Origin of the sequence: Vibrio sp. RM-69-4 (assembly GCF_024743775.1) — a bacterium.
GTDB classification, from domain to species: domain Bacteria; phylum Pseudomonadota; class Gammaproteobacteria; order Enterobacterales; family Vibrionaceae; genus Vibrio; species Vibrio anguillarum.
Genome location: NZ_JAMQXI010000036.1, coordinates 111,763 through 127,621, shown reverse-complemented (window position 1 = coordinate 127,621; position 15,859 = coordinate 111,763). Strand labels below are relative to the sequence as shown.

The 15,859-nt window shown below is 46.6% G+C and carries 14 protein-coding genes; 9 read left to right on the top strand and 5 right to left on the bottom strand.

What is annotated here, in order from left to right:
- Positions 1 to 50: 50 nt before the first annotated feature.
- The 5 genes from tsaA (at position 51) to NB504_RS04860 (ending at position 3,838) form a co-directional block, all read left to right on the top strand.
- Positions 51 to 746, top strand: coding sequence for a tRNA (N6-threonylcarbamoyladenosine(37)-N6)-methyltransferase TrmO (gene tsaA, locus NB504_RS04880; protein ID WP_047688902.1), 696 nt, complete (start codon positions 51 to 53; stop codon positions 744 to 746).
- A gap of 88 nt (positions 747 to 834) precedes the next feature.
- Positions 835 to 2,550, top strand: a complete 1,716-nt coding sequence (locus NB504_RS04875) for a proline--tRNA ligase (protein WP_258428404.1) — start codon at positions 835 to 837, stop codon at positions 2,548 to 2,550.
- Between the two features lie 140 nt (positions 2,551 to 2,690).
- Positions 2,691 to 3,332 (top strand): tellurite resistance TerB family protein, encoded by a 642-nt coding sequence (locus NB504_RS04870; protein WP_013857413.1) that lies wholly within the window; start codon positions 2,691 to 2,693, stop codon positions 3,330 to 3,332.
- A gap of 108 nt (positions 3,333 to 3,440) precedes the next feature.
- Positions 3,441 to 3,647, top strand: coding sequence for a YaeP family protein (locus NB504_RS04865; RefSeq protein ID WP_010319078.1), 207 nt, complete (start codon positions 3,441 to 3,443; stop codon positions 3,645 to 3,647).
- On the top strand, positions 3,647 to 3,838 hold the full coding sequence (locus tag NB504_RS04860) for a DUF4250 domain-containing protein (protein ID WP_258428403.1): 192 nt from the start codon (positions 3,647 to 3,649) through the stop codon (positions 3,836 to 3,838). Before NB504_RS04865 ends, NB504_RS04860 begins: the two co-directional genes overlap by 1 nt.
- Before the next feature lie 79 nt (positions 3,839 to 3,917).
- Here the strand turns inward: NB504_RS04860 and NB504_RS04855 are convergent, their stop codons facing one another.
- Both NB504_RS04855 and purL read right to left on the bottom strand, forming a co-directional pair.
- Complete coding sequence (locus NB504_RS04855) at positions 3,918 to 4,151, bottom strand: DUF3622 domain-containing protein (RefSeq protein ID WP_010319076.1); 234 nt, start codon at positions 4,149 to 4,151, stop codon at positions 3,918 to 3,920.
- 240 nt (positions 4,152 to 4,391) lie between these two features.
- Complete coding sequence (purL, locus tag NB504_RS04850) at positions 4,392 to 8,288, bottom strand: phosphoribosylformylglycinamidine synthase (RefSeq protein WP_194663208.1); 3,897 nt, start codon at positions 8,286 to 8,288, stop codon at positions 4,392 to 4,394.
- A 312-nt stretch (positions 8,289 to 8,600) separates the two neighbouring features.
- Between purL and mltF the strand changes: the two genes are divergently transcribed.
- Positions 8,601 to 10,139, top strand: a complete 1,539-nt coding sequence (gene mltF / locus NB504_RS04845; protein ID WP_258428402.1) for a membrane-bound lytic murein transglycosylase MltF — start codon at positions 8,601 to 8,603, stop codon at positions 10,137 to 10,139.
- A 209-nt stretch (positions 10,140 to 10,348) separates the two neighbouring features.
- The gene (locus tag NB504_RS04840; protein WP_254917022.1) at positions 10,349 to 10,483 is read left to right on the top strand and encodes a hypothetical protein; all 135 of its coding nucleotides are present in this window, start codon (positions 10,349 to 10,351) and stop codon (positions 10,481 to 10,483) included.
- Between the two features lie 37 nt (positions 10,484 to 10,520).
- Here the strand turns inward: NB504_RS04840 and tadA are convergent, their stop codons facing one another.
- Complete coding sequence (gene tadA / locus NB504_RS04835) at positions 10,521 to 11,036, bottom strand: tRNA adenosine(34) deaminase TadA (protein WP_170888572.1); 516 nt, start codon at positions 11,034 to 11,036, stop codon at positions 10,521 to 10,523.
- A 20-nt stretch (positions 11,037 to 11,056) separates the two neighbouring features.
- Positions 11,057 to 11,944, bottom strand: coding sequence for a LysR family transcriptional regulator (locus tag NB504_RS04830; RefSeq protein ID WP_017045589.1), 888 nt, complete (start codon positions 11,942 to 11,944; stop codon positions 11,057 to 11,059).
- Between the two features lie 126 nt (positions 11,945 to 12,070).
- Here NB504_RS04830 and NB504_RS04825 point away from each other — a divergent pair, with 126 nt between their 5' ends.
- Together NB504_RS04825 and fghA are read left to right on the top strand one after the other, a co-directional pair.
- A complete protein-coding gene (locus NB504_RS04825) occupies positions 12,071 to 13,204 on the top strand; it encodes an S-(hydroxymethyl)glutathione dehydrogenase/class III alcohol dehydrogenase (protein ID WP_013857421.1) in 1,134 nt (377 codons plus the stop codon).
- 51 nt (positions 13,205 to 13,255) lie between these two features.
- Positions 13,256 to 14,098: an S-formylglutathione hydrolase gene (fghA, locus tag NB504_RS04820; RefSeq protein ID WP_258428401.1), complete on the top strand. Its 843-nt coding sequence runs from the start codon at positions 13,256 to 13,258 to the stop codon at positions 14,096 to 14,098.
- A 63-nt stretch (positions 14,099 to 14,161) separates the two neighbouring features.
- Here the strand turns inward: fghA and NB504_RS04815 are convergent, their stop codons facing one another.
- Entirely contained in the window at positions 14,162 to 15,721 is a 1,560-nt protein-coding gene (locus NB504_RS04815) for an AbgT family transporter (RefSeq protein ID WP_017045592.1), read from the bottom strand.
- Positions 15,722 to 15,859: the final 138 nt, after the last annotated feature.

Here is a 15,859-nt window from a genome sequence, read left to right as displayed (position 1 = left end):
CTTAAATATGATATTTTTCTCAACCAACGTGAAAAAAGACGGATACGGATATGCACACCATTGCTCCGATTGGTACTATTGAAACGCCTTATAAAGAAAAATTTGCCGTTCCTCGCCAACCTCGCTTAGTGGCGAGCGCAAGCGCGAGAGTCAAGCTCATCGGTCACGCTAATTGCTTAGAGTCGGTGCGAGGCATCGAACAATTTAGCCATGTCTGGTTACTTTTTCTGTTTGACCAAAACCTCGATGCCGGTTGGAAACCGACGGTGCGCCCACCGCGCTTAGGCGGAAATGAGCGGATCGGCGTATTTGCTTCACGGGCCACGTTTCGACCTAACGGTATCGGTATGTCTGCCGTTGAATTGAAAGGCGTCACTCAACAAGGTGATCAGGTTTATTTGGAACTAGGCAGCGTAGATTTAGTCGATAACACACCGATCATTGACATCAAACCCTATATTCCCTATTCCGATTCGATAGCCACAGCCAGCGGTGGCTATGCCGAGAGCGAGCCCGACAAGATCGCAGTGACCTTTAGCCAAGCGGCGTTAACAGCACTGAATGCGCGTGCAGATCACGACATGGTTAAAGCCGTCATAGAGCAAGTGCTGGCTCAAGACCCTCGCCCAGCCTATAAGAAACACAAAATCGATCATAAAGAATATGCGGTAAATCTGTTCGATCTGAACGTAAAATTCACTATCGCAAACAACTTAGTCTCAGTAACCGCAATAGAACGCTTTTGACAAAGCCGATTGGCTGATATTATTAGCGGCTTAATTCTAGCCTCTCATTGGAGAGCGCTTTTAACCATCATGAAACGGATACCATAGAATGCGTACCAGTAAATATCTTCTTTCTACTTTGAAGGAGACTCCAAACGACGCAGAAGTCGTGAGCCATCAGCTCATGTTACGTGCAGGTATGATCCGTAAGCTGGCTTCAGGTCTTTATACCTGGCTGCCTACTGGTCTACGTGTGCTGCGTAAAGTCGAAAACATCGTTCGTCAAGAGATCGACAATGCCGGTGCAATCGAAACCTTGATGCCCGTTGTGCAACCGTTTGAACTGTGGGAAGAGACAGGCCGCTCTGAGAAAATGGGCCCTGAGCTACTTCGCTTTACTGACCGCCATACTCGTCCGTTTGTGCTTAGTCCAACAGCAGAAGAAGTGATCACCAGCTTGGTACGCAACGAAGTCAGCTCTTACAAGCAATTGCCGCTGAACCTGTACCAGATTCAAACCAAATTCCGTGATGAGAGACGTCCTCGTTTTGGTGTGATGCGTGCTCGTGAATTCTGCATGATGGATGCCTATAGCTTTGATATTGATAAAGCAGGCTTAGAGAAATCTTACCAAGCGATGCACGAAGCTTACTGTAAAGCCTTCGATCGCATGGGGCTTGATTACCGCCCAGTATTAGCCGACACCGGCGCTATCGGTGGTAACGGCTCGCATGAGTTCCATGTATTGGCTGAAAGTGGTGAAGACATCATCGCCTTCTCAACTGAATCGGATTACGCCGCCAACATCGAAAAAGCGGAAGCCATTGCGCCAGCCGTTGAGCGCGCCGCGCCAACTCAAGAGATGACGCAGGTTGATACGCCAAACGCCAAAACCATCGCTGAATTGGTTGAGCAGCATGGCCTACCGATTGAAAAAACAGTTAAAACACTGTTTGTAAAAGCATCTGATGAGATCGATGCCTCTATCGTGGCACTGATCATCCGTGGTGATCATGAACTCAATGAAATCAAAGCCGAGAAACTCGCTGAAGTTGCCGCTCCGCTAGAAATGGCTAGCGAAGAAGAGATTCGCGCGCTGATTGGTGCAGGCCCAGGCTCTCTTGGCCCTGTTGGTCTTGAATTGCCATTTATCGTTGATCACAGCGTAGCCGTCATGAGCGATTTTGGCGCAGGAGCCAACATCGATGGCAAACACTACTTTGGCATCAACTGGGGCCGTGACGTTGAGCTAGCGAAAGTGGAAGACCTCCGTAACGTCGTTGAAGGCGACCCAAGCCCATGTGGCAAAGGGACACTAATGCTCAAACGCGGTATCGAAGTGGGTCATATTTTCCAATTGGGTACCAACTATTCTGAGAAAATGAACTGTGGCGTTCTTGATTCCAATGGTAAAAACACCATTTTAGAGATGGGTTGTTACGGCATTGGTGTATCACGCGTTGTAGCATCAGCCATCGAACAAAACAACGATAAATACGGCATCATCTGGCCTGACGCGATCGCACCTTTCCAAGTGGCGATCGTTCCCATGAACATGCACAAATCAGAGCGTGTCCAACAAGCTGCTGAAAAACTGTATGCGGAACTGACCTCAGCTGGTATTGAAGTGCTATTTGATGATCGTAAAGAGCGCCCGGGCGTAATGTTCTCAGATATGGAACTGATCGGTGTGCCACATACCATCATTATTGGCGATCGCAGTATGGATGAGGGCAACTTCGAATATAAACATCGCCGCAGTGGTGAGAAGTCGACCGTCGCTATGAATGAAATAGTCTCCTTTATTAATGCTCAAATAGCCTAATAAAGTGTGCTATTGAAAAGGTTGCCTAAATGGCAACCTTTTTTATTTTGTCACCAGCCACACAAACTTTTTTAAGCATATTAATCTTCGATTCATCTACGGTGATCTATTCTTTAATCCATTATTAATGGAGGTGACCTATGGATCTAAAAAGTTTGCTTAACCAAGCATTGAATTCAGACATCGTAAAACAAGGTTCAAGCCAACTCGGCGCTATCACACAAGATTCAAGTAAACTCAAAACCTTAGGAGCTGGTGCACTCGGTGGTGGCCTAATCGGTTTGTTGATGGGCTCGAAGAAAGCAAAAAAAATAGGCACTAAAGTGATAGGGATTGGTGGAGCAGCGGCGCTCGGCGCACTAGCCTATAAAGCGTATAATGACTGGCAAGCAAAACAAACGACCACTCAACCGCAGTCTAGCTTTGACCCTAATGATGCTAGCCACAGCACGCTGATCCTAAAAGCGATGATTGCCGCCGCAAAAGCTGATGGCCATGTGGATGAACAAGAAATGGCGAAAATTGAGCAAGCCATCTCTGAAATGGGCGCAGATAACCAATTGCAGCAGCTGGTAAAAAATGAGCTGCATAAACCGCTCGATCCCGCGGCTATTGCACAGTTAGCCACAACGCCCGCACAAGCGAGTGAGCTTTATCTGGCCTCTTTACTTATCGCCGATGAACAAAATTTCATGGAAAAAGCGTATCTGAACGAGCTCGCTAAGCAACTACAGCTAGCCGACGATCTGGTCATGGCGCTAGAGCAGCAAGTGAACGCTTAAAGTTTCATCACATGCAATCAGAGCTTGCGCAAACGCAAGTTCTGATTTTGTCTTTGCCAAACGTAATGTGTATATTGAGAGCCATTATCATTAGTTAGGATTTAATCTATGCAAGTTTACGGTTGTTGTGAATTAGTGCGCGAGCTTTATGCGCAGATAGGCAGTGGTGATCAAGCTTATATTCCTCAAGCAATCTCCTGCGCCATCAAAACCTTGAATGATGTCGCAGCAGACGAATCGCTGCCAAAAGCGGTTCGAGAGCAAGCAGCCTTTGCGGCAGCTAACTTGCTGATTTCTGATTTCGAGGATAAGTGATGAATTTAGCCAATTTTGCCACAATGGATCCAATCATGCTGATGAGCATCATCAATATGAAGCTACGTGATGATTTTAATGGCGATCTTGATAAGCTGGCGGATGACGTTGATATCGATCGGGCGGCATTAGAAGCTCGCTTAGCCAGTGCAGGCTTTGAGTTTTTACCGCAAATCGGTCAATTTCGTTAAGGCATAAAAAACCCGCTAATTTAAAGCGGGTTTTCGTTCAAATAACAGTTCTTAAAGCACAGCACTCAAATTTTTTGTACTAAGCTTTTTTCTCTTTTCTTGCCAGAGCCTTACGCTCATTGCGTTTCGCTTGGTTCTCAATAAAGCCACTGAGCTCTTTTTCCGCCCAAGCTTGTGCTTGTGCTTCGCTTTCAAAACCCATTTCGCGCTTTGAAACAACACTTCTGCGAGAGGTCACTTGACGTACGATTTCCGCCGCCCAACCATTGCGCTTTTCAGTCACTTTGATGGTAAATTTTTTACTTTCTGACATTTTCGTTTTCCTAAGGGAATAATAAGGGATTACTCATCAACGTTTGTCGCGCGCCATTATATTATATGGCGGCGGATGTTGAACACCATCCCTTGGTAAGCGCGGCATTAGAGCACAAATCACAATTTTTTTCTGCATTTTTTACAAAAAATTCATCCTCAAAGTAAACAAAAAAGCCGCTGAGTTGCAGCGGCTGGAATAACAAGACTAAGTCGTTTCTCTCACTGGCGACAAGGTGAGTTACCCTAAGTTCTTACGTGCATTTTGGAACATACGCATCCATGGACTGTTTTCACCCCAAGAATCAGGATGCCAAGAGTTCGCTACCGTGCGGAACACGCGCTCTGGGTGCGGCATCATGATCGTCACACGGCCATCTTGAGTCGTTAAGCCTGTAATGGCATTTGGTGAACCATTTGGGTTGTTCGGATATTGCTGCGTGGCATGGCCGTTGTTATCCACAAAACGCAGCGCAACGGTGCCTGATTGTTCAATCGCCGTTAAATGTGCCGTATCACGAACTTCAACGCGCCCTTCGCCGTGCGAAACCGCAATCGGCATGCGCGAGCCAGCCATCTCATTAAAAAACAGTGAATCAGATTGCTGCACTTCCACTAAGCTAAAGCGCGCTTCAAAACGCTCTGATTCATTGCGCACAAAACGCGGCCATAAATCAGCCCCGGGGATTAACTCTTTCAAATTCGACAGCATTTGACAGCCGTTACACACTCCTAGCGAGAAAGTATCTTCACGTTGGAAGAAACGTTGGAACTGTTCACGAGCTTGTACATTAAACAGCACTGATTTCGCCCAACCTTCGCCCGCGCCCAATACGTCACCATAAGAGAACCCACCACATGCGACGAGGCCTTGGTACTCTTCAAGCACTGTTTGACCCGTTAAGATGTCGCTCATGTGTATATCGGTTGTTTCAAAGCCTGCGCGATCAAACGCTGCCGCCATTTCAACGTGTGAGTTAACCCCTTGCTCGCGCAAAATAGCCATTTTTGGCTTCACGCCTTTAGCAATATACGGTGCTGCAACATCTTGTTGCACGTCAAAGCTCAAACTGACGTTAAGGCCTTTATCACTGTTATCTTGTTTTGCTGCAAACTCTTGGTCCGCGCACTGCGGGTTATCGCGCAGCGCTTGCATCTTATGCGTGGTTTCAGCCCAAATGGTGCGAAGTTCGGTGCGGTTACGCACAACAATAGGTTGTTCACCAGCGGTAATGGCTAGCTCATCAGAAGCGTCAACACGACCGATAACGTGTGAACACGCTTGTAAACCATGCGCCGTTAGCGTCGAGATCACCGTATCTAAATCGTGGTGACGAACTTGAATGACTGCGCCCAGCTCTTCATTAAATAACGCGGCCAATGCATCATCACCTAGCGCGGCGATATCGGCTTTCACGCCACAATGACCAGCAAAGGCCATTTCAGCTAGAGTAACGAATAAACCACCGTCACCTTTATCGTGATAGGCAATAATCTGCTGATTCGCGACCAAGGTTTGGATCGCTTCATAGAAGGCTTTAAGCTGCGCCGCATTATCTACGTCTGCGGGTTTATCACCCAACTGTTTGTAGACTTGTGCTAACGCCGTTGCGCCCAAGCGATTCTTACCATTACCTAAATCAATCAAAACCAGTGAGGTTTCGCCCTTATCGGTTCTTAACTGAGGGGTGATGGTGTTACGTACATCTTCAACACGAGCAAATGCCGTGATCACCAATGATAGCGGAGAGGTCACTTCTTTTTGTTCGCCATTCTCATCCCATTTGGTCTTCATCGACATCGAATCTTTACCCACAGGGATAGTCAGGCCGAGCGCAGGACAAAGCTCTTCACCGACCGCTTTTACTGCCTCATACAAACCAGCATCTTCACCAGGGTGACCCGCTGGTGACATCCAGTTCGCCGACAACTTAATGTGTTTGATATCACCGATATGGGTAGCGGCAATGTTGGTGATCGCTTCGCCCACGGCTAAGCGTGCCGATGCCCCAAAATCCAGCAAGGCAACTGGCGTGCGCTCCCCCATCGACATCGCTTCGCCATGGTAAGTATCATAACTTGCCGCGGTAACCGCGCAGTTTGCTACTGGCACTTGCCATGGACCAACCATTTGGTCACGAGCAACCAAGCCAGTGACGGTTCGGTCACCAATGGTGATGAGGAAGGTTTTTTCTGCAACCGCAGGGAGACGCAGTATTCGATCAATCGCTTCGTTCAATTCGATATCACGGCGATCAAGTGCTGGATTATTAACTTTCAGCGTCTTCACATCACGATACATTTTAGGTGTTTTGCCAAGCAATACGTCCATCGGCATATCAATTGGCGTATTGTCGAAATGTGAATCTTCCAATTTCAGTTCACGCTCTTCAGTGGCAATGCCCACAACAGCATAAGGCGCGCGCTCACGTTGGCAAATGGCATCAAAGCGCGCCATGTTTTCTGGCGCTACAGCCAGCACGTAACGCTCTTGTGATTCATTACACCAAATTTCAAGCGGGCTCATTCCCGGCTCATCGTTAGGCACATCACGCAGTTGGAAAATACCGCCACGTTCGCCATCATCAACAAGCTCAGGCAATGCGTTTGAGATACCACCAGCGCCCACATCATGGATAAAGGCGATCGGATTCGCCTCACCGAGTTGCCAGCAGCGATCAATCACCTCTTGGCAGCGGCGTTCCATCTCTGGGTTTTCACGCTGTACCGACGCAAAATCAAGATCTTCCGCAGATTGGCCAGATGCCATCGAAGAAGCGGCGCCCCCACCAAGGCCAATGTTCATTGCCGGACCACCGAGCACAATTAAGCTCGCACCAACAGGGATCTCTTTTTTCTGCACATGCTCGTCGCGGATATTCCCCATCCCACCAGCAATCATGATTGGTTTGTGATAACCACGCACTTCTTCACCAGCGTGAGAATTGACTTTCTCTTCGTAAGTACGGAAGTAACCTAACAAGTTGGGACGACCAAATTCGTTGTTAAAAGCCGCGCCACCGAGCGGGCCTTCCAGCATAATATCAAGTGCCGTGACAATGCGCCCCGGTTTACCAAAATCCGTTTCCCAAGGCTGCACAAAATTAGGAATACGCAAGTTTGAAGTAGTAAAACCGACTAACCCGGCTTTAGGTTTTCCACCAATCCCCGTTGCACCTTCGTCACGAATTTCACCACCGGAACCCGTTGAAGCGCCCGGCCAAGGAGCAATCGCCGTCGGGTGGTTGTGTGTTTCCACCTTCATTAAAATATGCGCTTTTTCATGGTGATAACCATATTGGCGTGTCTCTGGATCAGGGAAAAAACGCCCAACGTCTGAACCCACCATGACGGCGGCATTATCTTTATAGGCAGACAGCACGTGATCAGGAGTCACTTCATAAGTGTTTTTGATCATCTTAAACAGCGATTTATCTTGCTTAACGCCATCAATAGTCCAATCGGCATTGAAGATTTTATGGCGACAATGCTCAGAGTTTGCTTGAGCAAACATCATTAATTCGATATCGGTTGGATTACGCTCAAGCTTAGTGACGAAGCTTTCGAACAAATAATCAATTTCATCGTCAGCCAATGCAAGCCCAAGGGTAACGTTTGCTTTTTCAAGCGCTGAGCGGCCGCCATTCAGCAAGTCGACGTACGCTACGGGAGCAGGTTCAGCGACTTTAAACAGTGAAGTTGCTGATTCGAAATCGGTAAACACGACTTCCATCATTCGGTCGTACAGCAGGGAATAAAGCGTAACAAGTTGCGGTTGAGAAAGTTCGCGATCTAATTCGATGTAGTAAGCCGTGCCTCGCTCTAAGCGCTTCACCTCATTCAAACCACAGTTATGCGCAATATCCGTCGCTTTGGAAGACCAAGGCGAGATGGTTCCAGGGCGAGGAGTGACCAGTAAAAGAAGACCTTGTGGCTCATGTTCTTGAATCGTTGGGCCATAAGTGAGTAGTTTCTCTAATTTTTCAAGGGATTGAGCGTCTAAATCCGCAGAGAGATCAGCAAAATGCATGAACTCCGCGTAAATACCCGATACAGGCAGTTGCTGTTCACGACAAAGTTCAACGAGTTTGTTAACACGAAACTCAGAAAGCGCTGGGGAGCCACGCAAAATTCTCATGTGCTTAGGTCTCTTATACAGTGGGTTGAGGTGTAATTGGAATGAATTCAAAATCATTAAAATACAATAAGTTAATAAAAGAAAACTGAATACATACCAATTTCACCTCGTAATTTCGAACGCATTATAAAGGAATTCTTTTTGTGACGTAACACCAAAAGCAACCGTTTGCGTCATTTTTTTTGTCAAATTTGAAATACAGCCACATTAGCGTGGTCGCCGACACTTTTTCATCCGTTTTTGATCTGAAACTTTGCCAATATGGCCGCCTTTGATATAAAGGCAGTAATTGATGTAAGAGATCGCTCATAAATGCCAAAGTATTATCTGATTCAGCTTCATCGCTCATTGTCCATTTTCCTACTCACTCTTTTTGTCGTCGGTTGCCAAATCGATTCAGATCCTAAAAGCGAGCTTGACCATATTCGTGAACGTGGCGTATTGCGAGTGGGTACGTTGAACAATCAACTCTCCTACTACATTGGCCCAGATGGCCCTGCAGGGCTGGACTACGAACTAGCGCGCGAATTTGCCAATCAGCTTGGGGTTAAACTAGAGATGAAACCCGCTTATCGGTTGTCTAGTCTCTTTCCTGCACTGAAAAATGGGGAAATCGACGTTGTTGCAGCAGGGTTAAGTCAATCGAATCAACGCTTGAATGAGTACAGAACAGGGCCCGCTTATTACTATGTCAGCCAACAAGTCGTCTATAAGAAAGGCAACTGGCGTCCAAGAAATTTAAAACAATTACTGGAAAAACAACCGGAACTGATTGCTGGTCATGAAGGTGACAGCGTTTTTTCTATCGTGAATGAATCCCACTTTGAAAATACGCTCAGCGACATTAAACAGACCTACCCAGAGTTTCAGTACAATGTGAATAATAACGCCGACGTTAACGACCTTTTAAAACAGGTTTCGAATGGCGAACTGCTATTTACCATGGCTGATTCGGTCGAAGTCTCGCTGTCGCAGCGAATCTACCCTGACTTAGCCGTCGCCTTTGAATTAACTGAAGATCAGCCTATCGCTTGGTATATGCGTCGTTCTGAAGATGAAAGCTTATACGCCTTGATGATTGAGTTTTTTGGCAACCTTAAACAATCTGGTCAATTAGCGGCCTTGGAAGAGAAATATATTGGTCACGTGGGCACGTTTGATTATGTCGATACGCGCGCCTTTATTAGAGCACTCGATGTCCGCCTACCAAAATGGGCCCCTCTTTTCCAACAATATTCTGACGAGTTTGATTGGCGATTGATTGCCGCCTTAGCTTATCAAGAGTCTCACTGGAATCCATTAGCTAAATCCCCCACCGGGGTCCGCGGTATGATGATGTTGACTCTCCCTACGGCAAGAAGTGTTGGTGTCGCCAATCGACTTGATCCGGAACAATCGATTCGTGGTGGTGTCGAATACCTGCGTCGGATGGTACAGCGTATACCAGACTCCATCCCAGAACATGAGAAAATTTGGTTTGCTCTCGCTTCCTATAACGTCGGCTATGGGCATATGATGGATGCAAGACGCTTAACCAAGCAACAAGGTGCGAACCCTGATTCATGGACTGAAGTCAAAGAACGCCTCCCTCAACTGAGACAAAAGAAATACTTCAGCCAGACTCGATATGGCTACGCGCGAGGTGACGAAGCCAAGGCCTACGTTGAAAATATTCGTCGCTATTATCAAAGTATTATTGGCCATGTTGATCAACAAAAGCAGATAGACAATAGTTCAGGTATTGATGATTTGGTTGTGATCAGTATTGAGGAGGAGGAAGCCGCGTTGGAAGCTATGGAGTCTGCCGATGAGGCGCAGGATAATCAGTATCTCGACCCCGCAGCTCGATAAGCATAAGGATAGCTAAATCTTCCACGTTGAACAAAAATTGCACACTTGATTTCCAAGTGTGCAGCCCATACATCAAAACGTGAAAAAGATCGTTTCCTAAGTTTCATATTATGGTAACAATCCTGCACTATAAAGGCAGATTAAGATTGTCATAAGGCACCCTAAACCATTAGGGATCATTGTCAAAACTCAGCAGTAGGAGGTTGTTTATGCTTAAACGTAAAAAGCTATCAAAACACCTTAATAAAACGGTGGCAGCGAACCGTCGTAAGCGTATGTTATCCAATAATAAAAAGAAAATTATCTGGCGTAACCGTGCATTTATGCAATTAATCTCTGCTTAACCTTCAGCGGCAAACATCTACTCAAAGTGGATGTTTGCTAAAGCCCATCACTCTGTTGTTTATTCCGCTGTTTTTCCGCCTGTATCTCTGCGCGTCTTCGTCTAAAAAAAGATTGCAGTTGCTCCCGACACTCTTCTTCTAACAATCCTTTATCGACCGTCGCGTAATGATAGGAGGCTTGGCTTTCAAATAAATTCAGCACCGTACCGGCCGCCCCAGCTTTGAGATCTGGAGCGCCAAAGACAATCCTTTTGACTCGGCTATGCAGCAGTGCGCCTGCGCACATTGGACAAGGCTCCAAAGTGACGTATAAGGTAGTATCAAGCAAACGATAATTTTGTAACCGTTGACCTGCTTGACGCAGAGCCTGAATTTCAGCGTGCGCTGTCGCATCATGTTGACCAATAGAGGCATTCCAACCTTCAGCAATGATTTCGCCATCTTTAACAAGCACAGCGCCCACAGGCACTTCACCTGCTTGTTCTGCAAGATTGGCAAGCGCGATGGCTCGGCGCATAAACTTTTGATCTTGAACGGTAAACTGTGTATTCATATATCCTATATTCTCTTTCACTAGCCTTTGCCGTTAGCGGACGATAGCCGTTCTGCCAGAAAATCCACCAGCAGCCTAACTTTTGAGGACAAATGGCGATTTTGTGGGTATAAGGCCCATACACCTTCACGATCATCTCGGTACTGATGTAGCACTTCTTGCAACTCACCCGAGAGCAAATACGGCTCTACATAATAGTCGGGCAATTGTACGATTCCAATCCCTTGCAACGCGGCATTCAATAACGCCACACCGCTGTTGCATTTAATTTTTCCTTTAACACCGATTTCACGAGAGCGTTGTTGATCCTTAAATCGCCAATAGTTCATAGTACCTTGTAAACATTGGTGATGAACCAACTCTGACAATGAATAGGGGGTGCCATATTTCACCAAATAGTCAGGGCTAGCGCAGACAAACAGTTGTCGGTTGGATAACTTTTTGCCAATAAAACTCGAATCATCTAACTGCCCTAATCGTACGGCGACATCAATTCCTTCCGCAATCAGATCCAATTTTTGGTTAGTGAGTATCAGTTCCAACTCCAATTGAGGATGTAACTGTAAAAACTCATGCAGCAAAGGCGCGACTTTCTGCTCACCATAAGTCACCGGAGCGGTCACTTTCAGTAAACCTGACGGCGTTTGCTGCATCTGCGTGACAGCAAGATCAGCCTGCGCTAAGCCTTCAACCAATTGCCGACACTGATGATAATAGAGTTGACCCGCTTCGGTCAGGGAGACTCGCCGCGTGGTACGTTGCAACAACTTTACCGCCAAGCGCTCTTCTAATAGCGCAATACGTCGGCTGACATTCGCTACTGATGTCGATAGTTTATGTGCTGCTGCGGTAAAACTTCCAGTTTCAGCCACCGCAACAAATTCATGAATGCCTTCCCAACTCGCCATCTTAATTATTACTGATAAGTAAAAGTGATTCTTATTTTAGATCGATTATCAAATTTCAAGAAGGGAATATACTGTCACTCTCCCCAACTCACTTGAAACTTCAAGTAATGTGCAAAGGAAAATCTTATGTCATCACATCAATTCATTAAATCTCGCGCGGCGATTGCGTGGGGGCCAAATCAACCACTAAAAGTCGAGGAGGTTGACGTTATGTTGCCCCAAAAAGGCGAAGTGTTGGTGCGTATTATTGCGAGCGGCGTTTGTCATACCGATGCCTTTACGCTATCTGGTGAAGACCCTGAAGGGATTTTTCCGGTTATCCTCGGCCACGAAGGCGGCGGTATCGTTGAGAGGATTGGTGAAGGGGTAACCAGCGTCGAGGTAGGAGATCATGTCATTCCCTTGTACACCGCAGAGTGTGGTGAATGCAAATTCTGTAAATCAGGTAAAACCAACCTGTGCCAAGCAGTACGTGAAACGCAAGGAAAAGGATTAATGCCGGATGGCACTACACGTTTCTATAAAGACGGCCAACCCATTTTCCATTATATGGGTTGCTCCACCTTTTCTGAGTATACCGTATTGCCAGAAATTTCCTTGGCTAAGGTCAATAAAGCGGCGCCATTAGAAGAGGTCTGCTTGCTCGGTTGTGGTGTCACAACGGGCATGGGCGCGGTGCTCAATACGGCCAAAGTTAAACAAGGTGATACTGTGGCCATCTTTGGCCTAGGCGGCATCGGGCTTTCCGCCATTATTGGCGCAAGAATGGCCGGTGCCAGCCGTATTATTGGCATTGATATCAATGAGAATAAGTTTGAGCTTGCTACTCAGCTTGGTGCAACGGACTGCCTGAACCCGAAAACTCTGACTAAGCCAATCCAAGAAGTGATTATTGAGATGACTGATGGCGGTGTTGATTTTTCTTTTGAGTGCATCGGTAACGTCAATGTAATGCGCCAAGCGTTAGAATGCTGCCATAAAGGCTGGGGAGAATCGGTCATTATTGGTGTGGCTGGCGCGGGCCAAGAAATATCAACTCGCCCTTTCCAATTAGTGACGGGCCGAGTATGGCGTGGTAGTGCATTTGGCGGCGTAAAAGGCCGCTCGGAACTGCCACACATTGTCGAGCGCTATCTGGCGGGCGAATTTGGTTTGCAAGAGTTTATTACCCATACCATGGGTTTAGAGGATATAAACCAAGCCTTTGATTTAATGCATAAAGGCGAAAGTATTCGTTCTGTGATTCATTTTGACCAATAAGCCTTAATAGTCAGCCCTTTTTTCTTAAAGGGCAGGGTGGGGAAACTTGCTATGCACATTGAAAACATTAGCCAAGCCAAAGTATTTGAAGGCTGGCATAAACAGTACACGCACTCATCACAAGTACTAGGGTGCAGTATGCGTTTTGCTATTTATCTTCCACCTCAAGCGGCCTACCAATCGGTTCCGGTGTTGTATTGGTTATCCGGCTTAACATGCAGCGATGAAAACTTCATGCAAAAAGCTGGCGCATTTCAAAGCGCGGCTAAGCTCGGTATCGCGATTGTTGCCGCCGATACCAGCCCAAGAGGTGAAGGTGTTCCTGACGACCCGCAAGGAGCGTATGATTTTGGCCTTGGCGCAGGATTTTACCTCAACGCAACTCAAGCGCCTTGGGATAAGCACTACCAAATGTACAGCTACATTGTGCAAGAACTTCCAGCCTTAATAGAGCAACATTTTCCCGTAAACCAACAGCGAGCGATTGCAGGACACAGTATGGGTGGCCATGGTGCGTTAACCATCGGATTGAAAAACCCTCAACGCTATCGCTCGATTTCAGCCTTTAGCCCGATAAGCAACCCAATACACTGCCCTTGGGGGCAAAAAGCATTTCGCCACTACCTTGGTAATAACCTGCAAGATTGGAAACAATACGATGCGGTTGAATTGCTCACCATTCACTCATCATCCTTACCCATTTTGGTTGACCAAGGAGAGGAAGACCCATTTTTACACGAACAGCTTAAACCTGAACGCTTACTCGCCGCTGCACAAGCGAGCAATAGCCCACTCTCGTTAAGAATGCATAAAGGTTATGATCACAGTTATTTTTTCATTCAAAGTTTCATTGATGATCACTTAACATTTCACGCGCAACATCTGTACAAATAAGATTGAAAAAGCCCGCGATAGACTCGCGGGCTTTTAATTCAGACTCGATAAATAACGTTAACGCTACAAGCTGTATGTGTAAGGCGCTTGCACCCCTAGCGGAATACCAAAAGCCCAGTAAGCAAGCAGGAACAGCGTCCAACCAATCAGCATCGCAATGGAGAAAGGCATCATCATTGAAGCCAAGGTGCCAATGCCCGTCGATTTTACATAACGTTGGCAATACACCACGACTAATGGGAAGAAGACCATCAGTGGAGAGATAATGTTAGAAACCGAATCGCCCACGCGGTAAGCCGCTTGCGATAGCTCGGGAGAAATCCCTACCGCCATCAGCATAGGTACCAGAATTGGACCAATCAATGCCCATTTTGCCGAGGCCGAACCCACCAGCAAATTAACGCTAGCCGTGAGTAAAATCATCCCCACAATCGTTGCTTGGCCGGGTAAGTCCATCGCTTTTAGGCCTTCGGCGCCATACAATGCCAACATAGTACCAATATTAGACTGACCAAACGCTGATAAGAACTGAGCACAGAAGAACGACATCACTATGTATGCGCCCATCGTAGCCATGGTGCCAGACATCGCTTTTATCACGTCATTACTGTTTTTAAAGGTGCCAGCCACTCGGCCATACACAATTCCCGGAATAATAAACAAGATAAAAATCAAAGGAACGATCGACTTCATCACTGGCGCAGAAAAGGCCGTTAGCTCACCATCAGGCGAACGCAGTGCTGAGTTTTCTGGGATCAAAGCCGCTACTAGTAATGCAATACCTACCACCATTGCCCAGCCAGCAAAACGAAATGCTCTCGATTCAGTTGCGCTGAATGTTCCTAGATCAGGCGCTATTTCCGCATCTTCATCGACAGGCATATTCGCTAGACGAGGTTCAATAATTTTCTCAGTCACATACCAACCAATCGCGACGATGATCACCGAAGATAAACCCGTGAAGAAAATGTTCGCCAGCGGATTCACTATGTATTGAGGATCCAAAATTTGTGCGGCGGTTTGTGTAAAACCAGCGAGCAAAGGATCAATACCAGAAGGGATAAAGTTCGCTGAAAAGCCACCAGAAACACCAGCAAATGCGGCTGCAATACCGGCCAGTGGATGACGCCCTGCCGCATGGAAAATAATCCCACCCAGAGGAATAACCAATACATAACCAGCATCAGCAGCCGTATGCGACACTATCGCCACCAAAATCAGCATCGGTGTTAGTAGTTTCGCTGGCGTGAAATTTAGCATTTTCTTAAGGCCTGTAGTGATAAACCCTGAAGAATCAGCCACTCCCACACCGAGCATGGCAACCAGCACGATACCTAGCGGCGCAAAGCTGGTGAATGTGGTCACCATATTGGCTAGAAAACTCGCGAGCGCTTTACCTGTCAGTAGGTTATTCACTTGCAATGCTTCACCCGTTCGAGGGTTGGTCAAATCAAATGTCACATTAGATAACAGTGCCGATGAAACCCAAACAATAATCAGTGCCCAGAAGAACAAAATCGCAGGGTCAGGAATTTTATTTCCTGCACGTTCAATAAAATTTAAAAAGCGATCCATACCGCTCGGCTTCGGAAATGGTGCTTGTTTTACGACTTGATTACTCATTCGTAACTCCATATGTGATGTTGCTGCTGTAGGCCTATATCAATTTATTTAGCCGACCTATTAATCGTCGGTTATTCTATAAAAAAGCCTCAACCAAAGCACAAGCTTCTACAGTTTTTTACAAAAACGGGGACATAT